The sequence below is a fragment of the Pseudomonas sp. GW821-FHT02H09 genome (assembly GCF_059421425.1).
This window is the reverse complement of record NZ_JBWKVA010000006.1, coordinates 106,860-127,182: the sequence shown is the minus strand read 5'-3', so window position 1 is coordinate 127,182 and position 20,323 is coordinate 106,860. Positions and strand designations below refer to the sequence as shown.

Annotated in this window: 20 protein-coding genes, 1 tRNA gene and 4 pseudogenes; 10 read left to right on the top strand and 15 right to left on the bottom strand. The window is 54.5% G+C overall.

The window, feature by feature from the left end:
• Positions 1–29 precede the first annotated feature (29 nt).
• On the top strand, positions 30–755 hold the full coding sequence (msrA, locus tag AC07VR_RS09925) for a peptide-methionine (S)-S-oxide reductase MsrA (RefSeq protein WP_494991899.1): 726 nt from the start codon (positions 30–32) through the stop codon (positions 753–755).
• 86 nt (positions 756–841) lie between these two features.
• On the opposite strand, the gene AC07VR_RS09920 is transcribed toward msrA, so the two are convergent.
• Together AC07VR_RS09920 and AC07VR_RS09915 are read right to left on the bottom strand one after the other, a co-directional pair.
• Positions 842–1,048, bottom strand: coding sequence for a tautomerase family protein (locus tag AC07VR_RS09920; RefSeq protein WP_494991900.1), 207 nt, complete (start codon positions 1,046–1,048; stop codon positions 842–844).
• A 66-nt stretch (positions 1,049–1,114) separates the two neighbouring features.
• A pseudogene (locus tag AC07VR_RS09915) lies at positions 1,115–1,257 on the bottom strand (3-oxoacyl-ACP reductase); the annotation flags it as partial.
• Between the two features lie 175 nt (positions 1,258–1,432).
• Here AC07VR_RS09915 and AC07VR_RS09910 point away from each other — a divergent pair.
• Positions 1,433–2,374 (top strand): LysR family transcriptional regulator, encoded by a 942-nt coding sequence (locus tag AC07VR_RS09910; RefSeq protein ID WP_494991901.1) that lies wholly within the window; start codon positions 1,433–1,435, stop codon positions 2,372–2,374.
• Between the two features lie 196 nt (positions 2,375–2,570).
• On the opposite strand, the gene AC07VR_RS09905 is transcribed toward AC07VR_RS09910, so the two are convergent.
• The 5 genes and pseudogenes from AC07VR_RS09905 to AC07VR_RS09885 all read right to left on the bottom strand — a co-directional run.
• Positions 2,571–2,978, bottom strand: a complete 408-nt coding sequence (locus tag AC07VR_RS09905) for a hypothetical protein (protein WP_495011150.1) — start codon at positions 2,976–2,978, stop codon at positions 2,571–2,573.
• A gap of 84 nt (positions 2,979–3,062) precedes the next feature.
• Positions 3,063–3,494, bottom strand: a pseudogene (locus AC07VR_RS09900) (transposase); the annotation flags it as partial.
• Between the two features lie 92 nt (positions 3,495–3,586).
• The gene (locus AC07VR_RS09895) at positions 3,587–5,017 is read right to left on the bottom strand and encodes an acyltransferase family protein (protein ID WP_495011149.1); all 1,431 of its coding nucleotides are present in this window, start codon (positions 5,015–5,017) and stop codon (positions 3,587–3,589) included.
• Positions 5,018–5,234: 217 nt separating this feature from the next.
• Positions 5,235–5,359: pseudogene (locus tag AC07VR_RS09890) on the bottom strand (IS5/IS1182 family transposase); the annotation flags it as partial.
• Positions 5,360–5,604: 245 nt separating this feature from the next.
• Positions 5,605–5,745 (bottom strand): annotated as a pseudogene (locus AC07VR_RS09885) (IS5/IS1182 family transposase); the annotation flags it as partial.
• Between the two features lie 110 nt (positions 5,746–5,855).
• Between AC07VR_RS09885 and AC07VR_RS09880 the strand changes: the two are divergent.
• The 3 genes from AC07VR_RS09880 to AC07VR_RS09870 all read left to right on the top strand — a co-directional run bounded on the left by AC07VR_RS09880 (position 5,856) and on the right by AC07VR_RS09870 (position 7,927).
• Entirely contained in the window at positions 5,856–6,323 is a 468-nt protein-coding gene (locus AC07VR_RS09880) for a TauD/TfdA family dioxygenase (protein WP_495011148.1), read from the top strand.
• 268 nt (positions 6,324–6,591) lie between these two features.
• Positions 6,592–7,470, top strand: a complete 879-nt coding sequence (locus AC07VR_RS09875) for an SH2 domain-containing protein (RefSeq protein WP_495011147.1) — start codon at positions 6,592–6,594, stop codon at positions 7,468–7,470.
• Between the two features lie 55 nt (positions 7,471–7,525).
• Positions 7,526–7,927 carry an NUDIX domain-containing protein gene (locus AC07VR_RS09870; protein ID WP_495011146.1) on the top strand — a complete coding sequence of 134 codons (402 nt, stop codon included), beginning with the start codon at positions 7,526–7,528 and terminating at the stop codon, positions 7,925–7,927.
• Between the two features lie 289 nt (positions 7,928–8,216).
• On the opposite strand, the gene AC07VR_RS09865 is transcribed toward AC07VR_RS09870, so the two are convergent.
• The 3 genes from AC07VR_RS09865 to AC07VR_RS09855 all read right to left on the bottom strand — a co-directional run bounded on the left by AC07VR_RS09865 (position 8,217) and on the right by AC07VR_RS09855 (position 11,670).
• A complete protein-coding gene (locus AC07VR_RS09865) occupies positions 8,217–8,588 on the bottom strand; it encodes a DUF6124 family protein (protein ID WP_495011145.1) in 372 nt (123 codons plus the stop codon).
• A 483-nt stretch (positions 8,589–9,071) separates the two neighbouring features.
• Positions 9,072–10,058, bottom strand: a complete 987-nt coding sequence (locus tag AC07VR_RS09860) for an asparaginase (RefSeq protein ID WP_495011144.1) — start codon at positions 10,056–10,058, stop codon at positions 9,072–9,074.
• Between the two features lie 163 nt (positions 10,059–10,221).
• Positions 10,222–11,670 carry an alanine/glycine:cation symporter family protein gene (locus tag AC07VR_RS09855; RefSeq protein WP_495011143.1) on the bottom strand — a complete coding sequence of 483 codons (1,449 nt, stop codon included), beginning with the start codon at positions 11,668–11,670 and terminating at the stop codon, positions 10,222–10,224.
• A 169-nt stretch (positions 11,671–11,839) separates the two neighbouring features.
• On the opposite strand from AC07VR_RS09855, the gene AC07VR_RS09850 reads away from it, so the two are divergent.
• Positions 11,840–12,658, top strand: a complete 819-nt coding sequence (locus AC07VR_RS09850; RefSeq protein WP_495011142.1) for a helix-turn-helix domain-containing protein — start codon at positions 11,840–11,842, stop codon at positions 12,656–12,658.
• Positions 12,659–13,344: 686 nt separating this feature from the next.
• Here the strand turns inward: AC07VR_RS09850 and AC07VR_RS09845 are convergent.
• Positions 13,345–14,244: a DMT family transporter gene (locus AC07VR_RS09845; RefSeq protein WP_495011141.1), complete on the bottom strand. Its 900-nt coding sequence runs from the start codon at positions 14,242–14,244 to the stop codon at positions 13,345–13,347.
• Positions 14,245–14,309: 65 nt separating this feature from the next.
• Positions 14,310–14,933 (bottom strand): glutathione S-transferase family protein, encoded by a 624-nt coding sequence (locus tag AC07VR_RS09840; protein WP_495011140.1) that lies wholly within the window; start codon positions 14,931–14,933, stop codon positions 14,310–14,312.
• A gap of 83 nt (positions 14,934–15,016) precedes the next feature.
• On the opposite strand from AC07VR_RS09840, the gene AC07VR_RS09835 reads away from it, so the two are divergent.
• A complete protein-coding gene (locus tag AC07VR_RS09835) occupies positions 15,017–15,862 on the top strand; it encodes a helix-turn-helix domain-containing protein (protein WP_495011139.1) in 846 nt (281 codons plus the stop codon).
• A gap of 224 nt (positions 15,863–16,086) precedes the next feature.
• Here AC07VR_RS09835 and AC07VR_RS09830 read toward each other — a convergent pair whose 3' ends face one another.
• The 3 genes from AC07VR_RS09830 to AC07VR_RS09820 all read right to left on the bottom strand — a co-directional run bounded on the left by AC07VR_RS09830 (position 16,087) and on the right by AC07VR_RS09820 (position 17,502).
• Positions 16,087–16,458 (bottom strand): DUF6124 family protein, encoded by a 372-nt coding sequence (locus AC07VR_RS09830; protein WP_495011138.1) that lies wholly within the window; start codon positions 16,456–16,458, stop codon positions 16,087–16,089.
• 478 nt (positions 16,459–16,936) lie between these two features.
• Positions 16,937–17,266: a hypothetical protein gene (locus AC07VR_RS09825; RefSeq protein ID WP_494991914.1), complete on the bottom strand. Its 330-nt coding sequence runs from the start codon at positions 17,264–17,266 to the stop codon at positions 16,937–16,939.
• Between the two features lie 151 nt (positions 17,267–17,417).
• Positions 17,418–17,502 (bottom strand) — tRNA-Leu (locus tag AC07VR_RS09820).
• 108 nt (positions 17,503–17,610) lie between these two features.
• Here AC07VR_RS09820 and queA point away from each other — a divergent pair.
• The 3 genes from queA (at position 17,611) to yajC (ending at position 20,317) form a co-directional block, all read left to right on the top strand.
• Positions 17,611–18,675 (top strand): tRNA preQ1(34) S-adenosylmethionine ribosyltransferase-isomerase QueA, encoded by a 1,065-nt coding sequence (queA, locus tag AC07VR_RS09815; RefSeq protein ID WP_495011137.1) that lies wholly within the window; start codon positions 17,611–17,613, stop codon positions 18,673–18,675.
• A gap of 5 nt (positions 18,676–18,680) precedes the next feature.
• Positions 18,681–19,796 (top strand): tRNA guanosine(34) transglycosylase Tgt, encoded by a 1,116-nt coding sequence (gene tgt / locus AC07VR_RS09810; protein ID WP_494992141.1) that lies wholly within the window; start codon positions 18,681–18,683, stop codon positions 19,794–19,796.
• A 182-nt stretch (positions 19,797–19,978) separates the two neighbouring features.
• Positions 19,979–20,317 carry a preprotein translocase subunit YajC gene (gene yajC, locus AC07VR_RS09805; RefSeq protein ID WP_495011136.1) on the top strand — a complete coding sequence of 113 codons (339 nt, stop codon included), beginning with the start codon at positions 19,979–19,981 and terminating at the stop codon, positions 20,315–20,317.
• Positions 20,318–20,323: the final 6 nt, after the last annotated feature.

Below are 20,323 nucleotides of genomic sequence, written 5' to 3'. Positions count from 1 at the left end.
CCGGACCCATATATCAAGGAGTCAGCACCATGAAAAGCACATTCAATCTTTCACGCCCAATCTGGCGCCGGGCTCTTTTGGGGCTTGCCGCCGCCACCTTCATCGGCCAATGCTCTGCATTTTCCTTCGGCACCACGGAGGACGCAGTGCTTATCCCGCCGCCTGCCCTGGACGAGCCAGCGACTAAATCCAGCACCGAAACCGCAGTATTCGCCGGTGGCTGCTTCTGGGGCGTACAAGGCGTGTTCCAACACGTCAAAGGCGTGAAGCGAGCCGTCTCCGGTTACGCCGGCGGCGCTGCCAACACCGCACAATACGAGCGCGTCAGTGACGGCAACACCGGCCACGCCGAATCCGTCGAGGTCACCTTCGACCCCGCCCAAGTCACTTACGGCACCTTGCTGCAGATCTACTTCTCAGTTGCCCATAACCCGACTGAACTGAATCGCCAGGGCCCTGACACCGGTACTCAATACCGCTCGGCGATCTTCCCGGAAAACAGCGAACAGCAACGCGTCGCCCAGGCCTATATCACCCAGCTCGATGCAGCGCATTCGTTCAATAAACCCATCGTTACCAAGCTCGAAACCTACAAAGGTTTCTACCCGGCCGAGGCCTACCACCAGGACTTCCTGACCGAGCATCCGACGTATCCCTACATCGTGATCAACGATCTGCCCAAGGTGGCGCAGCTGAAACAGTTGTATCCCGAGCGCTATCAAGAGAAACCAGTGTTGGTGAAGGCGGGGAGGTAGCGGGCCAATCATTTAAGGACGAGCCGTCGCCTACCCTGTGGCGAAGGCGCTTGCTCCCTCGCCACAGGGTAGGCGCTCGATTCCTGTCAGGTTTTCAGGTTCTTGCGATATTCAGTGGTGGTCATTCCGGCATACCCCCAATTGTCGGTATCGATTTCCTCTATAACGATATGGGTCAGGTCAGGACGCTTGCCCAACACCCGCTCCAGGGTTTCGGTGATTTCGGCGATGACCTGGGCTTTTTGCTGCTGGGTAACACCGTCTCGGGTGATGCGCACACTGACGAAAGGCATGATCGTGCTCCTGTGATGTTATCGATAAGATCTGAACCAGGGAGCCGGTAGCGTCTCCCCTGGTGTTTACCGCTTGCCGCTGCTCATCCCGCCATCGACGGCTAAAACGACGCCTGTGGTGAAGTTCGCGTTGGTCAGGTAAAGCACAGCATCGGTAATTTCGCAATGCCTGGAGCCACGGCGTTGACCTTGATGTTGTAGGGGGCCAATGCCGCTCGATGCGCCGCTGATCACAACAGTTCTGGAACTTCAAAATAAGGATTCACGGGGTGTCCCGGAGTCCTTGCCTTCAAGTAGCTGCTCCGGTGAAACAACTGTATTTATTTACCTTTGTTTGATAGATACCAGTCAGAGCACTTCATTTGAACCATGGCGTAATCAATCATGAAGCGACAGTTCGACGACATTCTGCTGGGCAGTATCGAGTTGTTTTGCCTGGCGGCTGAATCAGGAAGTTTCACCACCGCGGCAGCGGTAGCCGGGGTAACACCAGCGGCGGTCAGTCGCTCGGTGTCGCGCATGGAGGCGCGCATGGGCGTGCGCCTTTTCACCCGAACCACCCGCAGCGTAAAACTGACGGAAAGTGGTCGAGCGTATTTCGAGCAATGCCGCCAGGCGTTGGCCCAGTTGGTCGAAGCCCAGCGTGAAGTGATGGGCAAGCAGCAAACACCTTCCGGGACGTTGCGTATCAGCGTGCCCACCACCTACGGCCATCACCGCATCTTGCCGTTGCTGCCGGCCTTTCGAGCGCGCTTCCCGGCGGTAAAGGTCGATGTAAACATCAGCAATCGTAACGTCGACTTCATTGAAGAAGGCTACGACATGGCGATCAGGGTCCGGGTCCTGCCCGACTCAGGATTGATCGCCCGGCACCTGGAAGACGCGCAACTGGTCACGATGGCGAGTCCCGAATACTTGCAGCGCGCGGGTAGACCGCAAACCCTGGATGACTTGCACAACCATGAGTGCATTCAATTCGAGCTGCCCAGCAGCGGTAGGCGCATTGCCTGGTTGTTCAAGGAAAACGCCAAGGACAAGGAGATACTCACTGAAGGCGGCTATAGCTGTTCGGACGATGTCCTGGGCGGCGTAACGCTGGCCAAACATGGTGCGGGCCTCTTTCAGACCTACAAATTCATCGTTGAAAAAGAGTTGGCAGAAGGCTCGTTGGTCGAAGTCCTTGAAGCGTTCAACGGACGATCCCGGCCATTTACGCTGCTCTACCCTGGCGGACGGCATACGCCTTTGCGACTCAGAGCCTTTGTCGATTTCCTGATGGAATACCGGGCGCAATGGAACGTACACGAAGGCGATCTACGGAGCTGACAGCGCACCCACCCGAGGACGACAACGTTTTCTACGCCGCCCTGCCTGCGGATTATCCCGGCCCCTGTAGGAGCGAGCTTGCTCGCGATAGCGGCGCTACAGTGCCCATCTAATCTGACGGTGTACACATTCCTCTGCCATAACCCTTGGCATCGTCTTGCGCTCGCTCAGATCCCGTCGCACGAGCGCGTGGAAACTACTCGCCCGCCCCGGCTTTAGCCTTATCAATCGCCGCCTTGATATTCGGTACTGCGTAGTTGCTGTACCAATGATTCATACCGCGGATGGCCTGCTGCGCGGGCGCAGCATCGTGCGCGCCGATCAGCTCGCCGCAGGCCTGGGCCATGGCGACCAATATGCGGGCGGCCTCAGGCACATAGGGCAGGGCAACTCCCTTATCGTGGCGCTCCTGAATGATCCTGGAGCGAATGCTTTCCGGCAGCGTCCAGGCGCTGATCAGAAACTCCTGAACCGAGTATTCCTGGCCCTTGATCTCGACAGTGGCGGATCGATGCTGCTCGCTGTAACCCGCGTTTTCGATCTGCTCGCAGCTGTCGATAACGGTGTTCATCATTTCGCGGATCTGATTCCAGTCAGTTTTCATTTGAATCTCCATTTCACGTTGTTCGAACGAGTGCGTGGCTATTCACTCAACCCGCGCCATCTACTCTGATGCATGTCACGCCACATAACCAAACTGACGCTTGATCACTCGAAGCGGATGTTCAACCTTGGCTCTGATCTGCGCTTTCGCGTATTCAATCTTGCGCCACAGGCGACCAATCAAGCTCTTCATCGCGTGCTTTTTATAGCTGCTGGGCCGGTCGGCAATCGACCAGATCATCTTGCGAGCCTGATGTTCGGGACGCTTGTCCACACCGGTGTAACCCGCATCGGGAATCCGATCCAGATGCAGACTCGAAAACTGGCGCAGGATCGTGGTTTCGTAAAGCGCTTCTTCCATCGTCGGGTCGCTGTAGCCGAACCCGTTCTGCATCAAATGAACCCGCAACATGGCCATCAACTGATACGCCGGACGATCGCCTTCACCCTTTGGATAATACGGCTCGATCAAGGCAATCAAACCCTTGCAGGGCACCACCTGATCCATCTCGATCAGGAAGTGTTCGCGGCGGGTCTGCTACCTACAATAGGCTTCATGGTCATCGGTCAATATGACCATCCGGCTTTGTGCCCCGATGCCAACATCATCTATTGCTGCGCAGCTATGACATCAAGTTCCATCGGCGGTAGTTGAAGCTTTTGATCCGACGTGAAGACCTGGATCGTATGTTTTCCGGGGGTTACCAAAACTGACTGGGGAATAACAATGTTGATCCCGTCATTCGCGACCACAGTAATGGATTTTATCCCGGATACCGTCGATTTCGACCTCATGTCCGGCCGACTGTTTAGGCTCATCCACATTACAAGAGATCCATCCGGTTGTAGCGGTCCTTTGTCACCCATTTGGTAGACTTTAGGGCCGTAAGCTGTCACTTCGAGTTTCGTGCCCCGCACAAAGTTATCGATATCCGAAAACTGGAAATACACAAGTCCAATACTAATCGACAATACGGATGCCGACACTGCCAATAATCCGACTTTAGACTGTGTCTCAGGTGAGGCTATGGTTCGAAGTTTGAGTATGGGTTGCTCGACCAACACATACGAAGCGACGCTTACCAGGAGAGAGGCCGTCAATCCTATAATAAAGGCATACCAGAAGCCAAGTTCAAAATGATGTTGGAGTAGTATCAATATCGGAACGTGCCAGAGGTAAAAGCCATACGAAATCTGGCCGAGCTTGACGAGAGGAGGCAGGCTCAATAATTTTGCATCGATGGTTCCACTCTTCATTGTCAGTCGTAGAATAAGCATCAGGCTGAAGACTGATACCATAAAACTACTGTATATGTTCCACCCCAAGGAACTGCAAATCAAGCCGATCGCTACCATTGGCAGAAGTGGAATCGACGCTATAAAACGCTTTAGAAACTTCTGAGCTCCTGGTGTTCTACAGGCTACAGACCCGACGGCGCCAATCAAAATCGCTTGAAATCTTGTATCGGCTGAGAAGTATATCCGGTCATAAGAGAGTGGTAATTGGCTCATGTAAATTTCATACGCGATGGCAAGGGCGAGCAATAATAAGGAAATAACGAGCGTTGTCTTTACATCTGCACGTGTCGCAAGTATCCACACGAACGGCCATAAAAGGTAGAATTGTTCTTCTACAGAAAGAGACCAGGTATGCCCAAGGTAGTGGCTGAACCCGTCTTTGAATCCTGATGTCCACGACTGCGAGTACAAAATTGACGATAAGACATCTTTATATATGTTGCTGTGACCGCCCGAAATTCCGCAGATGACAGCTACGACGATACACAAAATGGCAAGCGGAGGAAATAACCTTAAAAAACGCTTAAAATAAAAGACCCAGAGAAAGTTTTTATTCTCCCGAGAATGGCTAAGAACTTCAGTAATCAAATATCCGCTGAGTACAAAAAACACGTCGACGCCGAATTTCCCCCCTGAAAAAATATGTAAATGAGTTAGAAAAACAATGGAGACAGCAACGCCGCGCAGTCCGTCTAAAGCTGGGTTGTAGGCTAGGCTGTGCGGTGTAAAGTTTCTCTCCATTATTCCTGCTCGGCATTCCATGAAATGTTTTATCGGCGCGTTTTATACATGAATATCGCCTGAGCTGCTACTAAGGAAGGTCTGAAGTTCCCCCGGTTTTTGATGCCCTCTCTGTTTGAAGTTAAAAAAACGTTTACTCGGTCGAAAACCAGACCTTTTCTGCTCTTAACTCATGGTTTTTCCTCTAATTGCGCTGTTTCAGGGCGATGAGTCCGCATTACAGGAGCACCTCTCCTGCACTCAACAACCGCTTTCGTGCCATCCACAGACTCGACAACGCGAACAATGTCGTCTGCTGAGCGATGTTTTCGCCAGACCACGAAAGCGTACTTTCGTATAGGTGGTAGTTCTTCGTTTTCCGCTCGTTGTCGCGGCGCGCTAAAACGCCAGCTCCCTCTAGTGCCTTGACCACACGGCCCAGGCCGTACCCATGCAGAGGAAACGGGGTCGATGGGTTCAACCGATCAGGTTGAGTTAGAGGGAAAACCCGGCAGTTAAAAACTGCAGGGTAAGACTTCGCCAGGCTCGTTGATCTCGATCCTCTGTACATGATCCGGGTGTTCAAAAAAAACGTCGGCGTGACGCCTGGCAGCTTCGTAATACGGTTCGATCAACTCGAGCAAACCACTCCAAGGCACCACCTGATCCATTTCGGCAAGGAAGCGTCCACGGCGGGTTTGCTTGCGCTTGCCGTCAAATTCAACGTCGGAAAAGCTCATCTGGCTCAGCGTGGCTCGGATCAAGTGGTGAAAGTGTATTTCAGCACACCTGAGGACTTGTTCGGAGCTTCCTTGACTGGTAACGTTAACATTCATTTCCACATGGACTGGTGAGTATGATGAGTGAAATCGAAAAATATAATTTTTGGGAGCCTTCACACGGGGCTAGTTCCCTACTCGATGCTTTCCATGAGCAGGGTATAGTTTTTTTTAAGAACGTAAAAAGTTCAAATGATTTTTTATCTCGATTTTCGACTCTAGGAGAAATTTATCGCCATAGTGACTACTTACCCAGCGGGCTAACACATATCACTTACGGCTATGGGAATAAAGACAAAGACCATACCAATACCAATGCAGCAAATACTAATAAATTAGGATTCACTCAGGGAGCTCTTATCCCTCATACCGATCGCAGCGGGCTACCTGTGCCGCCACGCTTACTTGCCTTCTGGGTTGAGCAGCAATCCGGCGTTGGTGGGTCTAGTATTTTTTCAGATAGTCACCGAATTTTTGAGAAATTGTCTGCGCACTATCCTAATGTCATTGAAATATTGACTCGACCAAATTCTGTTGTATTCAAATAAGACGCTGGATTTTTTGAGGGAAGCATCTTATATATCGAAGAAGGAAAGCTATTTATACGCTTTCGCTTCGATAGGATGGTATACCTATCACCGGACGTGGCCAGTGTTATCCAATTACTCTTGGATACGATAAAAAGTGAAATGATTACTATACGCCTGGCAGAAAATGAGGGTTATCTTATCGATAACCATCGATGGCTTCATGGACGTACTCATTACTCAGGAGCGCGCTCTGCTTATAGACTATTGCTTAATGAGAGGCTAAAAAATGAACAAGAATATAAATAATATAGCTTTTTCTTTTGCTACTGATGGCCCATCAGCCATAAATGAAGATGAAGTTAACCATAGCGGCACCCGAGGCTGGATTCTTGATGGAGCCACAAGCCTATCGGGTCGAAAAAAACTTTTCGATGGTAATTTAAAAAGTGATGCTTCTTGGTTTGTACAAGAATTCTCTTCAGCACTTTATAAACTTTCAGACTCCGAAAACTTTTTAGATGAGTCTTATAAAATCCTTCAGGATATCAGGAGACAGGCTAGCATAGTATGGGGCGAATGGAATGATCAGGATGTTCCGTCCTCTAGCTTCAGCTATGCCTGCGTAGATGAAAAAATAGCCAATTTAAATAATCTTGGGGATTGTAGAATTCAATACAGCGTCGATGGCGGAAAAGTCGAAGCCTTTGGTTCCTGTAGTGTAGACAGGCTTGATAGAAACTTACTTAATTCTTATATCTCAATCAGGAGGAGTTCGCCAGAAATCCCTCATAAGGATATATGGATGACTCTGGTTCCTGAAATAAGGAAAAACAGATCATTAATGAATAAGCCTGATGGGTATTGGATACTAAGTCCGGACGGCTCAGGAATAAGTCATATTGAAAGCATTTCAATCCCATATGAAAAAAACATAAAAATCCTGTTAACCTCTGATGGTCTTTATCGATTAGTTGATACTTATTTTATATATAGCGAAAGCGATTTTTTTAAAAAGGCCTTTAGCCAGGACGGACTAAATAATCTTATAAATGAGTTGCGAAAAATTGAAAGCAGTGATGAGCATGGAGTATTATTCCCAAGAGTAAAGCTGCAAGACGATGCTAGCGGATTATGCATCAACGCCAATAATAACCCAATAGATTGAGAGTCATAATTAACAGCTAAAATTAAAATTAAATTACTAACTGAAGGTGCAAATTATGGGCAACATCACAAGCGACAGCATGGCAGAAAAGTTTCCCGTTTCAGTAAAAGCCGTCTTGATTAATAATGGTGCAGTTCTACTTCTAAAAAACGAGCGAGATGAGTGGGAACTTCCCGGTGGGAAACTTGAAATTAACGAAAGTGTCGAATCTTGCTTGATCCGCGAAATAATGGAAGAAACTGGCTTAGTTGCCACAATTAATCGACCGCTGGCACCCTATATTTATAAGGTTCTAGATATTACACCTGTACTGATTATTCCATTCGAATGTTTTGTTGAAAACTTCTCTGACATTAGGCTAAGCAGCGAGCATAAAGAAATTGGAATGCATAAACTCAATAGCCTTGATGAGATCAATCTTCCCGAAGGTTACCATAGAACAATATTATCCGTCTGATAACATTATTAGATACTGGTGTTACCAGATTTAGGGAAGCTCCGATCAACTTGCCGCAACCGCGCGGCAAGTTGAACAATGGGAAAGGGGACCAATGGGAACAATGGGAAAGGGGACAGATTTATTTGTGGGCTTTGTCAACTTTTTGAAAAGTGAATCTGAGAATCATCTAGCCTGCCTGCCTGCCTGCCTGCCTGCCTGCCTGCCGCTCGGCGCCACTGGCCCCAAACCCAAACCCCTTCAACTCTGGTGCGCCCGCACTTGACGCGGGCGCGCTTACTCTACCTGCCTACACCTTCACCGAATGCTCGCGATCCATCATTTTTTCGACCAACAACAACCCCAGCTCCATGAGGCTATAAATCGCCAGGGCGAGGTTGCGGTGTTTGCCTTCCAGATCTTCGGAAAGGTCCAGGGTCAGGGTACTGGCCGAGCAGAAGGTTTCGTAGGTGTGGGCGATCAAGGCTTCGGGGTTGATGTCCGGGGCGACAGTGAAAAACTGGGGCGGACGTTCTTCGCTGGAGCGCCACTTGCCCGATGGCGGCGGGGTCAGGTAGTGATCGAGGGCCCGATGCGCGGCTTGGTGGAGATTTTTCGAATCGAGGGTTTCGTAGGGCGAAACGTTTGGGGTTTCGGGTGGGTTGGGGGTTACTTTGAACATGGTTGGTGCTCCTTGAGTGGAGCCGCAACCACCTCGCTACTAAACGAAGGGGTGGCGGCTGTACGCAGGTTAGTAGACCGGGGAGTCACCATTACCGGCGCGCCGAAGCGCCCTGCGCACAGCCACCATCAAGTGCAGGGATAGGGAATGCCTGACTGAATGATGCTTGTACACCGTAATGACAACCTCCGGGCTACTAAACCCGATCGCTGATGGGCAGCGACTGGAGAACCTTAGTGGCGTGGGGCAAGGCGCACAAGCGGGGCGATTCTGGGGGATTTGTAGGCAATGGCGCAAGGTGGTGTAGTCAGTGGATGACGCCGGAAAGTCGTTGGATCAAGTTGCTGTGGTTGGGGGGAGTTGTCGGGTGCGGCGGCGATTGGTGAAGCGCAGTGTGCGGTAAATAAACTTGAGAATCCTCTGGCCGGCCTCCCCACTTCAGGGAGGACCGGGTCATTAAGCGCGATCCTGAGGAGCGATCTTTCAGTCCACCCGCTCACCGCACAGGTCGAGGGCGAACCAGCGTTCCACTTCGGCCTGCTCCAGACCTGCGCCTAGCAGGGCGAACAGCTTGCCCAGCGCCGCCTCGCGGGTCATGCCGCCCGCGCAAACCAGGCCGCTGGCGAGGAGCTGGCTGCCGGCGGCATAGATGCCGAACTCGACATGGCCGTGCGGGCACTGGCTGATGGCCGCGAGCACCACGCCGCGCTCATGGGCTGCGTGCAGGACTGCCAGCAGTTCGGCGTTGTCCGAGGGACCGGTGCCGCTGCCGTAGCACTCCAGCAGCAGCCCGCGTACGCCGCTATCGAGCAGGGCCTGCACATGGCAAGCCTGGATGCCCGGGAAGAACGGCAGCACCGCGAGGTTCACCGGCTGGCGCGGCTGGAGGTAGTCCAGGGCCGAAGGGATCGCATCGGCGCGTTCGCCATCACGTTGCCGTGGCAGCACGGTGAAGGCGTTAAAGGCATCGCTGCGCAGCTTGCTGACCCGCGCGCCGTGCATCAGCTCGCCACTGAAATACAGATGCACCCCGGGCGCGATGCCCGCTTCCAGGGCCTGCATGGCGCCACACAGGTTGGACCAGGCATCGCTGCCCTCGGCGCCGGCGGGCAGCATGGCGCCGGTCAGCACCACTGGCACCGGTAGGCCGAGCAGCAGGAAGCTCAGTGCGGCAGCGCTGTAGGCCAGGGTGTCGGTGCCGTGCAACAGTAGCACCGCGTCATGGCCGCCATTGGTCACCGCATCGACAATGACGTCACGCATGGCCAGCCAGTTGGCCTGGCTCATGTTGGCGCTATCGAGCAGCGGCAGCAGGTCGTGAAACTGCCAGTTCAGGGCCGACGCCTGGCTTCCCGGGTGCGCACGCATGCGCGCTTCGAAACCGCTACCAGGGGCCAGCCCTTGAGGAGTCTGCAGCATGCCGATGGTGCCGCCGGTATAGAGTACGAAAAGGTTTTTGACTGCGCTCATGCCGTGGTCCTTGGGAACTCGTGAAATGAAACAGGTGGGCCAGCATGCAGCGGATCGCTTTAGCGGATTCGGCCAGGGCCAGGGAGCACTGTTGTCTGATGCGACGATGCCACTCCCCCGCGCCAAGCGGGAAAGCGGCACCCTATGAAGCGTTGTTAAAGGGTTAGCGGCGGCTTTGCACCAGGCTCGCTACAGGTTGTTCTACGGGCGCCTCGGCGACCTGCCCGGCGGGCCAGGCGTCACGGTCGATGTCGAGGTCGGCGAACTTCGCCGAATCGAACACTGGGGTCTGGATCCCGGAGCGGCGCTGTTCGTCGTAGTCGCGCATCAACCGCAGACCGACCTTGAACAGCAGGGCCAGTGCGATCAGGTTGACGAAGGCGAGGCAGGTCATGGTGATGTCGGCAAAAGCGAACACCGTAGACAGGTTCTGGATGGAGCCCCAGAGGATCAGCACCACCACCAGGGCACGGTAGCCGATGAGTGCAATACGGCTGCGGCCGAACAGGTATTGCAGGCTGTTCTCGCCGAGGTAGTAGTTGTAGAGGATTGAGGTGAACACGAAGAGCGCCAGCGCCACGCTGACGAAGATCCGCCCCCAGTCACCGACCACTGCGGCCAGGGAGTTCTGGGTCAGGACGATGCCGTCACCCTCGAAGCCCGGGGTGTAGAAGCCCGAGAGCAGGATCAGCAGGGCGGTGCAGGTGCAGATGACAAAGGTGTCGAGGAACACGCTGAACGCCTGCACCACGCCTTGTGCCACCGGATGGCGCACGGCAGCCACGGCGGCGACGTTGGGTGCGCTACCGAGGCCCGCTTCGTTGGCGAATACGCCGCGCTTCACGCCCATCACGATGGCGCTGCCGATCAGGCCACCAAAGGCCGGATCGAGGCCGAAGGCACTCTTTACGATGGTCACAAGCATGCCCGGTACATGGTCGAATTGCAGCACGATCACGTAGAGGGTCACTGCGATGTAGATCAGGGTCTTGACCGGCACCAGTAGGTCGGCCACTGCGGCAATGCGCTTGATGCCGCCAATGAACACCAGGCACAGCAGCGCGGCCAGGGCGATGCCGCTGTACTGTACGGGGAAGGCGAAGGCGTTTTCCAGCGAGTGAGTCACTGCGTGGGATTGCAGGCCGTTGAAGGCGAAGCCGAAGGTCACCAGCAGCAGGGCGGCGAAGACCATGCCCAGCCAGCGCTGGCCGAGGCCGTGCTGGATGTAGTAGGCCGGGCCGCCACGGTAAAGGCCGTTGCCGTCACTGCGCTTGTAGAGTTGGGCCAGGGAACACTCGAAGAAGCTGCTGGACATGCCGACCAGCGCGGTCACCCACATCCAGAACACTGCGCCGGGGCCGCCCAGGGTCACGGCGATGCCAACGCCTGCAATATTGCCCGCACCGACACGGCCAGCGAGGCTGAGCATCAGCGCCTGAAACGAGCTCAACTGGCCGGAGCTGCTGCGCAGGGAGTCCTTGAACACGCTGAACATATGGACGAAGTGACGGAATTGGACGAAGCGGGAGCGTAGGGTGAAGTAGCTGCCCAACCCGACGATAAGCACGATGAGCAGTTTCCCGGACAGGAAATCGTTAAGCGCTTCGAGCATGGAGGATTCCTCGATTCTTATTGTTCGAATATGGACTGCACGACAACGGTGCCGTGAGTGTGGCGAGCATGATGGGCCAGCGCCGACGGTCAGGCCATTTCGCAGGTTTGCTTGATCTGATGCTAGTTGATGCTATATTCGCGCAGCTCGCATCACTGGAGGCCGGCGCATGTCGAACAACCTGGGCACCAATCTCAAGCTGTTGTGCAGCCATTACCGCTCGATCGCCGAGGTTTGTCGCAAACTGGCGATCAACCGCGCGCAGTTCAACAAGTACCTCAGTGGCCAGAGCCAGCCGACTGCCTACAACCTCAGGCGCATCGGAGATTTCTTCGGGGTCGAGGACTACGAACTGGGCCTGCCGCCTGAGCAGTTCGCCCGCCTCATCGGCGCGCGCAATACGGACAGCGCTTCGAGTCCGACCGATGACCCGCTCTACAGCCTGCTGCAACCACTGCGTGAGCACTCCAGTAGCCTATCGCGCTACTGCGGCTACTACTTTGAATACGCCAATTGCATGTCGGTGCCTGGCAGCATCCTGTTGTCGCTGGTGCATCTGCGCGAGGAGCGCGGCAACTTCCTGTTCGAGCGCCAGGAACGCCAAGAGCGCTCCAGCAGCACTGACGTGCAGGCGGAAGACTGGGTGCGCTGCCGCTACTTGGGCGCGGCGTTCCACCTGCAGGACCGCTTGTTCCTCATCGACTACGAGTCGCTGACCGTCAACGAGATGAGTCAGACCATTCTCATCCCCAGCTTCAAGAGCCGCATCACCCGCTTGAATGGCCTGAAGACCGGTGTCTCCAGCGGCGACCGGCGCACTCCGGCCTGCACCCGCGTGGTTTGGGAGTACCTGGGGCCGGAGATCAACCGGGTCAGCGCCTACCGCCAGGTGATGCTCTATCGTCCGGACGATGCGCGCATCGATGAGGACATCCGCCAGCGCCTGGCCGCCACGCCGGTGCGCAACGGTCTGTTCGAGATCGAGTGACAGTTCATTGGATACCCGCGTTCGCGGGGATGTGCGCAGGCACTGGCTACGCAACGCGCAGGAAGGGGAAAGGGGACACCCATTAGCCGGTCTCCAGTCAAGGCTCAAAGCCAACTCTCCCTGCAGTTGTTAACTGCAGGGTTGTCCCTCTCTCGCAACCTGCCCGGTTGAACCCGTCGTACCCGTTTTCTCGTCATTGGCTGCCACCGACTCGCTACTAAACGAAGGGGTGGCGGCTGTACGCAGGTTAGTCGACCGGGGAGTCACCATTACCGGCGCGCCGAAGCGCCCTGCGCACAGCCACCATCAAGTGCAGGCGATAGGGAAGCCTGACTGAGTGAAGCTAATGCAACTTGCCTAATTACCACGGGCTACTAAACCCGATCGCTGATGGGCAGCGACAGGAGAGCCTTAGTGGCGTGGGGTAAGGCGCACAAGCGGGGCGATTCTGGGGGATGTGTACGCAATGGCGCATGGCGGTGTAGTCGGTGGATAGTGCCTGGAAAGTTGTTGGATCAAGTCGCTTGGTTGGCGATTTTGGTGGGGCGGCAATTTGTGACGCGCAGCGTCACGGGATGCATTCCTTTGCTGCGCATGGGAACGATCAGAGCGGTGGTGAACACTTTTCTACAGGCATAAAAAAGACCTCGCAATGCAAGGCCCTTCTTAATTTTGTTGCCACAACGTCAAGCCGGCTCAGTCAGTGGTACAGCCTTCTCCGGTGGTTTTATCGAACCAATGTAAACTGCAAGGATGGTGATCAATGCACCGCTGATTTGAAGCACAGAACTGGCTTTATTCAAGACGGCGACATCGATGAAGTAGGTGATCACCGGCTCCAGCAGCAGAATCAAGCCGGCCAAGCCCAAACTAATGGAGCCAATCGAACGGTTGACCAATAGCCAGCCAACAAACTGCACAAGCACGCCATAGATAATCAACATGAACAGCGTCTGTTGATCCGCAATAACCAGGCTTTCTCCATTCGCGACGGCGTAGCCCAGCAAAACGAGAGCCGCCCAAACACTCAGGTTTAGCATTTGGGCGATCTTGTCTCCACCGCCCTCCGGTAATTGGGTGTTGATCTTCAGAAAATACACGCAAATGGCATAAGCCAAGCCTGACAGCACGCCAAATACAACGCCTTTTATCCCTACCGTCGTGGTTGTCTCGGGCAGCAACAACATATACAGCCCAACGAACGCCAAAGTGATCGATATCACAAAGTAGAACGAGGGCTTTTCCTTCAGTAGATAAAGTCCCAAGAGGGTCATAAAGAAGATTTGGCAATTGGTCAGAATCGAACCGATGCCCGGGCCGACGATATAAATACTCTGGTGCCAAAGAATCAAATCAACCGCTAAAAACACGCCCGCCAGCGCGGTGTATAACCTGGCCTTGCTATTTTGTAACTTTACCGGGATCTTGCGAAGTTTCAAGGACAGATAAAACAACACCGAGGCAAACAACATTCGATAAAATCCGGCGCCCCCCGCTCCGATATGGGCGAAGGCCACGGCCAAGGCAGAAAGGCTGAGCATCAAGCCACCCACCGTCAACTCAAGCACAGCCCTGTTGGTCGACATAGCGACTCCACTGATGGTTAGGCAACACCCTGATTCAGCCGCGCAGCATTAACGCTACGGGCACGCTAGATCTCTTCGGCGGCCAGATGCAGCCATTGCTGCACCGGCGGGTAAGCCAGCACCGCATCGACGTAGGCTTGCAGCGGCGCTGGCACGGCAATCCCGTAGCGACGAAAGCGAAAAACTACAGGGACAAACATTGCGTCCACAACCCCAAACTCACCGCAGAGGAATTTCGTGGAACCGCTCACCTTTCTTAAGTGGCTCCAGATATTGAAGATACGCTGAATTTCATCTTTCGTTTCAGTCGTCAAAACTTCTGGGGTGTCACCGGTGTTCAAACCAAACGACATCTGGGTACGTACATGAGTAAAGCCGGAATGCATTTCCGCCGCCGCGGACCGAGCCAGCGCTCTGATGTGTTGTTCTTGCGGCCACAAGTTTGCTTCAGGGTAGACACTCGCAATATGCTCAGAAATTGCCAGACTGTCGTTGATAACAATATCGTCCTGAAGCAGCGCCGGTACCTTTCCTGAAGGGGAGTACTTCAGAATGCGTTCGCGAGTATCTTTTTCTTCCAGTTTGATTTGAACGGTTTCAAACGAAACGTCAGCCGTCACAAGAACCAGCCACGCCCGAAATGACCAAGAGGACTTATTGAAATCCCCGATAACCAGTTTTGTCGGCATTATTTTCTCTAGCTTGCATTATGGAATGGGTGCTAAGTTTATTCGGCCATTTTTCGAACGTATTGCACAAAACTGGACAGGTCATGGAAGAGCGCCGGCGCGGAAAAAACTCCCCAAGAATCAATGAGGATTTCTCTCGGTTCTGGCGGATACCTGAGGGCGATTGCGAATTGCTGTCGGCTCGCTACAGTACCCAGTCATTTGGTCGGCATTCACATGAGCGCTATGCGATCGGCGTCATAAGCAGCGGCGTTGAAAAACTCTTCTATCGTGGCGCCCATCACTTGGGAACTGCCGGGAGCGTGGTCACTATCAGCCCTGGAGAGATACATGACGGCCTTCCCGCAAGCGACGAAGGCTGGATGTATCGGATGCTCTACATTGACCCGGCATGGCTTAATAACGTGGTCTTTCAGGACAGGTTCTCTTCCGAGCACATTCATCTTTTTCAACATGCGCTGACTCAAGACGAAGTGTTTGCCCAGTCGTTCTTGAATCACCATCAGATCATTGAGAAGTCCAACCCAAGCCTTGAGCGCGAGACCCTCCTGCTGGAGCTGGTCACACAGCTTTTTCAGAGGAATGGAGTGAACGTCAAGTCTTCAGATGCCGCTGAACGTGACGCGGTAAAACGCATCAAGAAGAAGCTGGAAGATGAATTTGAAAAAAACATATCGCTGGAAGACCTCGCCAGGCTCGTTGATCTCGATCCTCTGTACATGATCCGGGTGTTCAAAAAGAACGTCGGCATCTCTCCCCACAGCTATCAAATCCAGAAAAGAATCGCCCACGTACAACACCTTCTACGCAGGGGCGCGAGTATTGCGGAAGCTTCTTTTAGTTGCGGATTTTTTGATCAGAGCCATATGACCAGAGCCTTCAAGAAGGTTGTCGGCGTGACGCCTGGCAGTTTTCGAAATAACCGTTAGCATTGGATTTTGTCTGCAACGTTGAAGGCGCCCCGTTTTTCGATGCTGGCCTGCAGAGTGGTGCAGTCATCTCGGGTGATCGCACTTGACTGCTTCTCGCCCAGAGACGGAAATGGGTGTCCCCTTTGTTCTACTGACTGGCTCAGGGCGCGCCGAAGTCCCGCGCCAAACCCCTTCAACTCTGGCGCGCCTGCGATTGACGCGGGCGCGCTTGCTCCACTTGTCTACACCTTCACCGAATGCTCGCGATCCATCATTTTTTCGACCAACAACAACCCCAACTCCATGAGGCTATAAATCGCCAGGGCGAGGTTGCGGTGTTTGCCCTCCAGATCTTCGGAAAGGTCCAGGGTCAGGGTGCTGGCCGAGCAGAAGGTTTCGTAGGTGTGGGCGATCAAGGCTTCGGGGTTGATGTCCGGGGCGACAGTGAAGAACTGGGGCGGACGCTCGTCGCTGGAATGCGGTTTGCCTGATAGCGGCGGGGTCAGATAGTGATCGAGGGCCCGGTGCGCGGCTTGGTGGAGATTTTTCGAATCGAGGGCTTCGTAGGGCGAAACGTTTGGGATTTCGGGTGGATTGGGGGTTACTTTGAACATTTTCTTGCTTCCTTGTTAGTGGAGCTGCCACCCGACTCGCGACTAAACGAAGGGGTGGCAGCTGTACGCAGGTTAGTCGACCGGGGAAACAAGAAACCGGCGCGCCCGAGGGCGCCCTGCGCACAGCCACCATCAAGTGCAGGGATAGGGAATACCTGACTGGATGAAGCGTTCACACCTTGTTATCACCTCGGGCGACTAAACCCGATCGCTGATGGGCAGCGACTGGAGAACCTTAGTGGCGTGGGGCAAGGCGCACAAGCGGGGCGATTCTGGGGGATTTGTAGGCAATGGCGCAAGGAGGTGTAGTCAGTGGATGACGGCGGAAGGTCGTTGGATCAAGTCGCTGTGTTTGGGGAGAGTTGTCGGGTGCAGCGGCGATTTGTGACGCGCAGCGTCACGGGATGCGTTACCACGCGGAGCGTGGGAACGATCAAACCCCAGCCACCACCCTTATCGTCTCGGGCGGCCCCATCATTCACTGAATGTCTTTCAGGTAGTCCTTGAGCGCGATCAGCGGGGTATCAAGCTGCGCCATGGTCTGAGCACCGCCGAAATCAGCTGATAACCTGTTCAGCTCGCGACCTAGCGGTGTATTAACACCGCCTAAAGCGTTCAGCGCCAAACCCAGGCATTGATCCACTTTAAGCTGGATAGCCTCGACATCACCCCGGCGCACCAGTAACTCGAATACATCCCGCTGGTAATCGCTCATGATCAGATCGTCACGCAGGATCGGACTTTGATCTTCCGTCTCGTAAGCGAGCTTGAGGGAGAAGAGGGCGACGCTTTCCAGTGGCAATTCCATGAGGGGAATCCTTTTGAAATGTCCCGGTGGTGCGGGAGGTGTGGAAGGGCAAGATCAAAAGTCGCAGCCTTCGGCAGCTCCTGCACGGGGCGGTGGTGGCTTTTCTTTGGGCGAAAAAAAAGGCCTTGCAAAGCAAGACCTTTCTTAATTTTGGTGCCCCGAGGGAGACTCGAACTCCCACTCCTTTCGAAAACGGATTTTGAATCCGCCGCGTCTACCAATTCCGCCATCAGGGCTCAATGGCGGCGAAGTATAGAGAGGTGATTACCGTTGGTCAATCACGTTTCGTGGTGAATTTTTACTATTTCCGCTAAACTTTCCGGCCCTGCTAGACGAACCCCATCATGCGCGTTGCTGACTTTACCTTCGAGCTCCCTGATTCCTTGATTGCTCGCCATCCTTTGGCCGAGCGTCGTGGTAGTCGCCTGTTGACCCTGGATGGGGTCAGCGGCGCCCTCGCACACCGTCAATTCACTGATTTGCTTGAGCATTTGTGCCCGGGCGATTTGATGGTGTTCAACAATACCCGGGTGATTCCGGCGCGGCTGTTTGGCCAGAAAGCTTCCGGCGGCAAGCTGGAAATTCTGGTCGAGCGGGTGCTCGACAGTCATCGCGTGCTGGCCCATGTGCGCTCCAGCAAGTCGCCCAAGCCAGGTTCCAGGATCCTTATCGACGGTGGTGGCGAAGCCGAGATGCTGGCGCGCCATGACGCGCTGTTCGAGTTGGGGTTTGCCGAGGAAGTGCTGCCGCTGCTCGATCGCGTCGGGCACATGCCGTTGCCTCCTTATATAGACCGCCCGGATGAAGGCTCGGACCGCGAGCGTTATCAGACGGTTTATGCCGAGCGCCTGGGCGCGGTGGCAGCGCCGACGGCGGGGCTGCATTTTGATCAGCCGCTGCTGGAGGCAATTGCCGCCAAGGGCGTCGAGACCGCGTTCGTGACCCTGCACGTCGGTGCCGGGACCTTTCAGCCGGTGCGCGTGGAGCGTATCGAAGATCACCACATGCACAAAGAATGGCTGGAAGTCGGTCAGGATGTGGTGGATGCAGTCGCCGCTTGCCGTGCCCGTGGCGGGCGGGTGATTGCGGTTGGCACCACCAGCGTGCGTTCGCTGGAAAGTGCTGCTCGCGATGGTGTGCTCAAGCCGTTCAGTGGCGACACCGATATCTTTATCTACCCGGGCCGGCCGTTCCATGTGGTCGATGCCCTGGTGACCAACTTCCATTTGCCCGAATCCACATTGTTGATGCTGGTTTCGGCGTTCGCCGGTTATCCCGAAACCATGGCTGCCTATGCAGCGGCCGTCGAACATGGGTACCGCTTTTTCAGCTACGGTGATGCGATGTTCATTACCCGTAACCCTGCGCCAACTGCCCCCAAGGGTTTGGCCCCTGAGGATCAAGCATGAGTCGTATGTCTTTTGAGTTGCTCGCCACTGATGGCAAGGCTCGTCGTGGTCGTCTGACCTTTCCCCGCGGTACCGTTGAAACCCCAGCGTTCATGCCGGTCGGCACTTACGGCACGGTCAAGGGCATGCTGCCGCGGGATATCTCCGCTACCGGTGCTGAAATCATCCTTGGCAACACTTTTCACCTGTGGCTGCGCCCTGGCACTGAAGTGATCAAGAAGCACGGCGACCTGCATGACTTCATGCAGTGGAAAGGCCCGATTCTGACCGACTCCGGTGGTTTCCAGGTGTTCAGCCTGGGCGCCATGCGCAAGATCAAGGAGGAGGGCGTGACCTTCGCCTCGCCGGTCGATGGCGCGAAAGTGTTCATGGGTCCGGAAGAGTCGATGCAGGTTCAGCGCGATCTGGGCTCGGATATCGTAATGATTTTCGACGAATGCACGCCGTATCCGGCCGATGAAGACGTTGCTCGGGTGTCCATGGAGCTGTCGTTGCGCTGGGCTCAGCGTTCGAAGAATGCCCATGCCGACAATACCGCTGCACTGTTCGGTATCGTTCAGGGCGGTATGCACCAGGACCTGCGCATGCGCTCCCTGGAAGGCCTGGACAAGATCGGCTTCGATGGCCTGGCCATTGGCGGTTTGTCGGTGGGCGAGCCCAAGCACGAAATGATCAAGGTGCTGGATTACCTGCCAGGCTTGATGCCCGCAGACAAACCTCGTTACCTTATGGGTGTTGGCAAACCGGAAGATCTGGTTGAGGGTGTGCGCCGCGGTGTGGACATGTTCGATTGCGTGATGCCAACCCGCAATGCCCGCAATGGGCATCTGTTCATTGATACTGGCGTGCTGAAGATCCGCAATGCGTTCCATCGTCATGATGATTCGCCGCTGGATCCGACCTGTGATTGCTATACCTGCCAGAACTTCTCCCGCGCTTACCTGCATCATCTGGACAAGTGCGGCGAAATGCTGGGTAGCATGTTGAATACGATCCACAATTTGCGCCATTACCAGGTGCTTATGGCTGGTTTGCGCGAGTCTATTCAACAGGGTACATTGGCCGCCTTTGTTGATGCCTTCTATGCCAAACGCGGGTTACCTGTTCCGCCTCTGGACTAAGTTTTCTGACCCGAAAACCTGTTCAATATTTAGGCAGTCGAAGTTCAGACAAGGCGAAAGCCGGCGAAAATGCGGAGTTTACGTCAGTAAATGAGCATTCTGAGCCTGCTTTCAACGCAGCATGGACGAGCGCAGCCGATATTTGACGGTTTTAAGATCAATTTTTGCAACTGGAGTGCTGTATGAGCTTTTTGATCCCTGCCGCTTTCGCGGATGCTGGTGCACCTGCCGCTGCTGGCCCGATGGGCGGCGGTTTTGAGTGGATTTTCCTGGTCGGCTTCCTGGTCATCTTCTATCTGATGATCTGGCGTCCACAGGCCAAGCGCGCCAAAGAGCAGAAGAACCTGCTCGGTAACTTGCAAAAAGGTGACGAAGTTGTGACCTCTGGCGGTATCGCCGGCAAGATCACCAAAGTAGCTGATGATTTCGTTGTTCTCGAAGTTTCCGACTCGGTAGAGTTGAAGTTCCAGAAAGGCGCTATCGCTGCCACGCTGCCAAAAGGCACGCTGAAAGCGATCTAAGTTTCA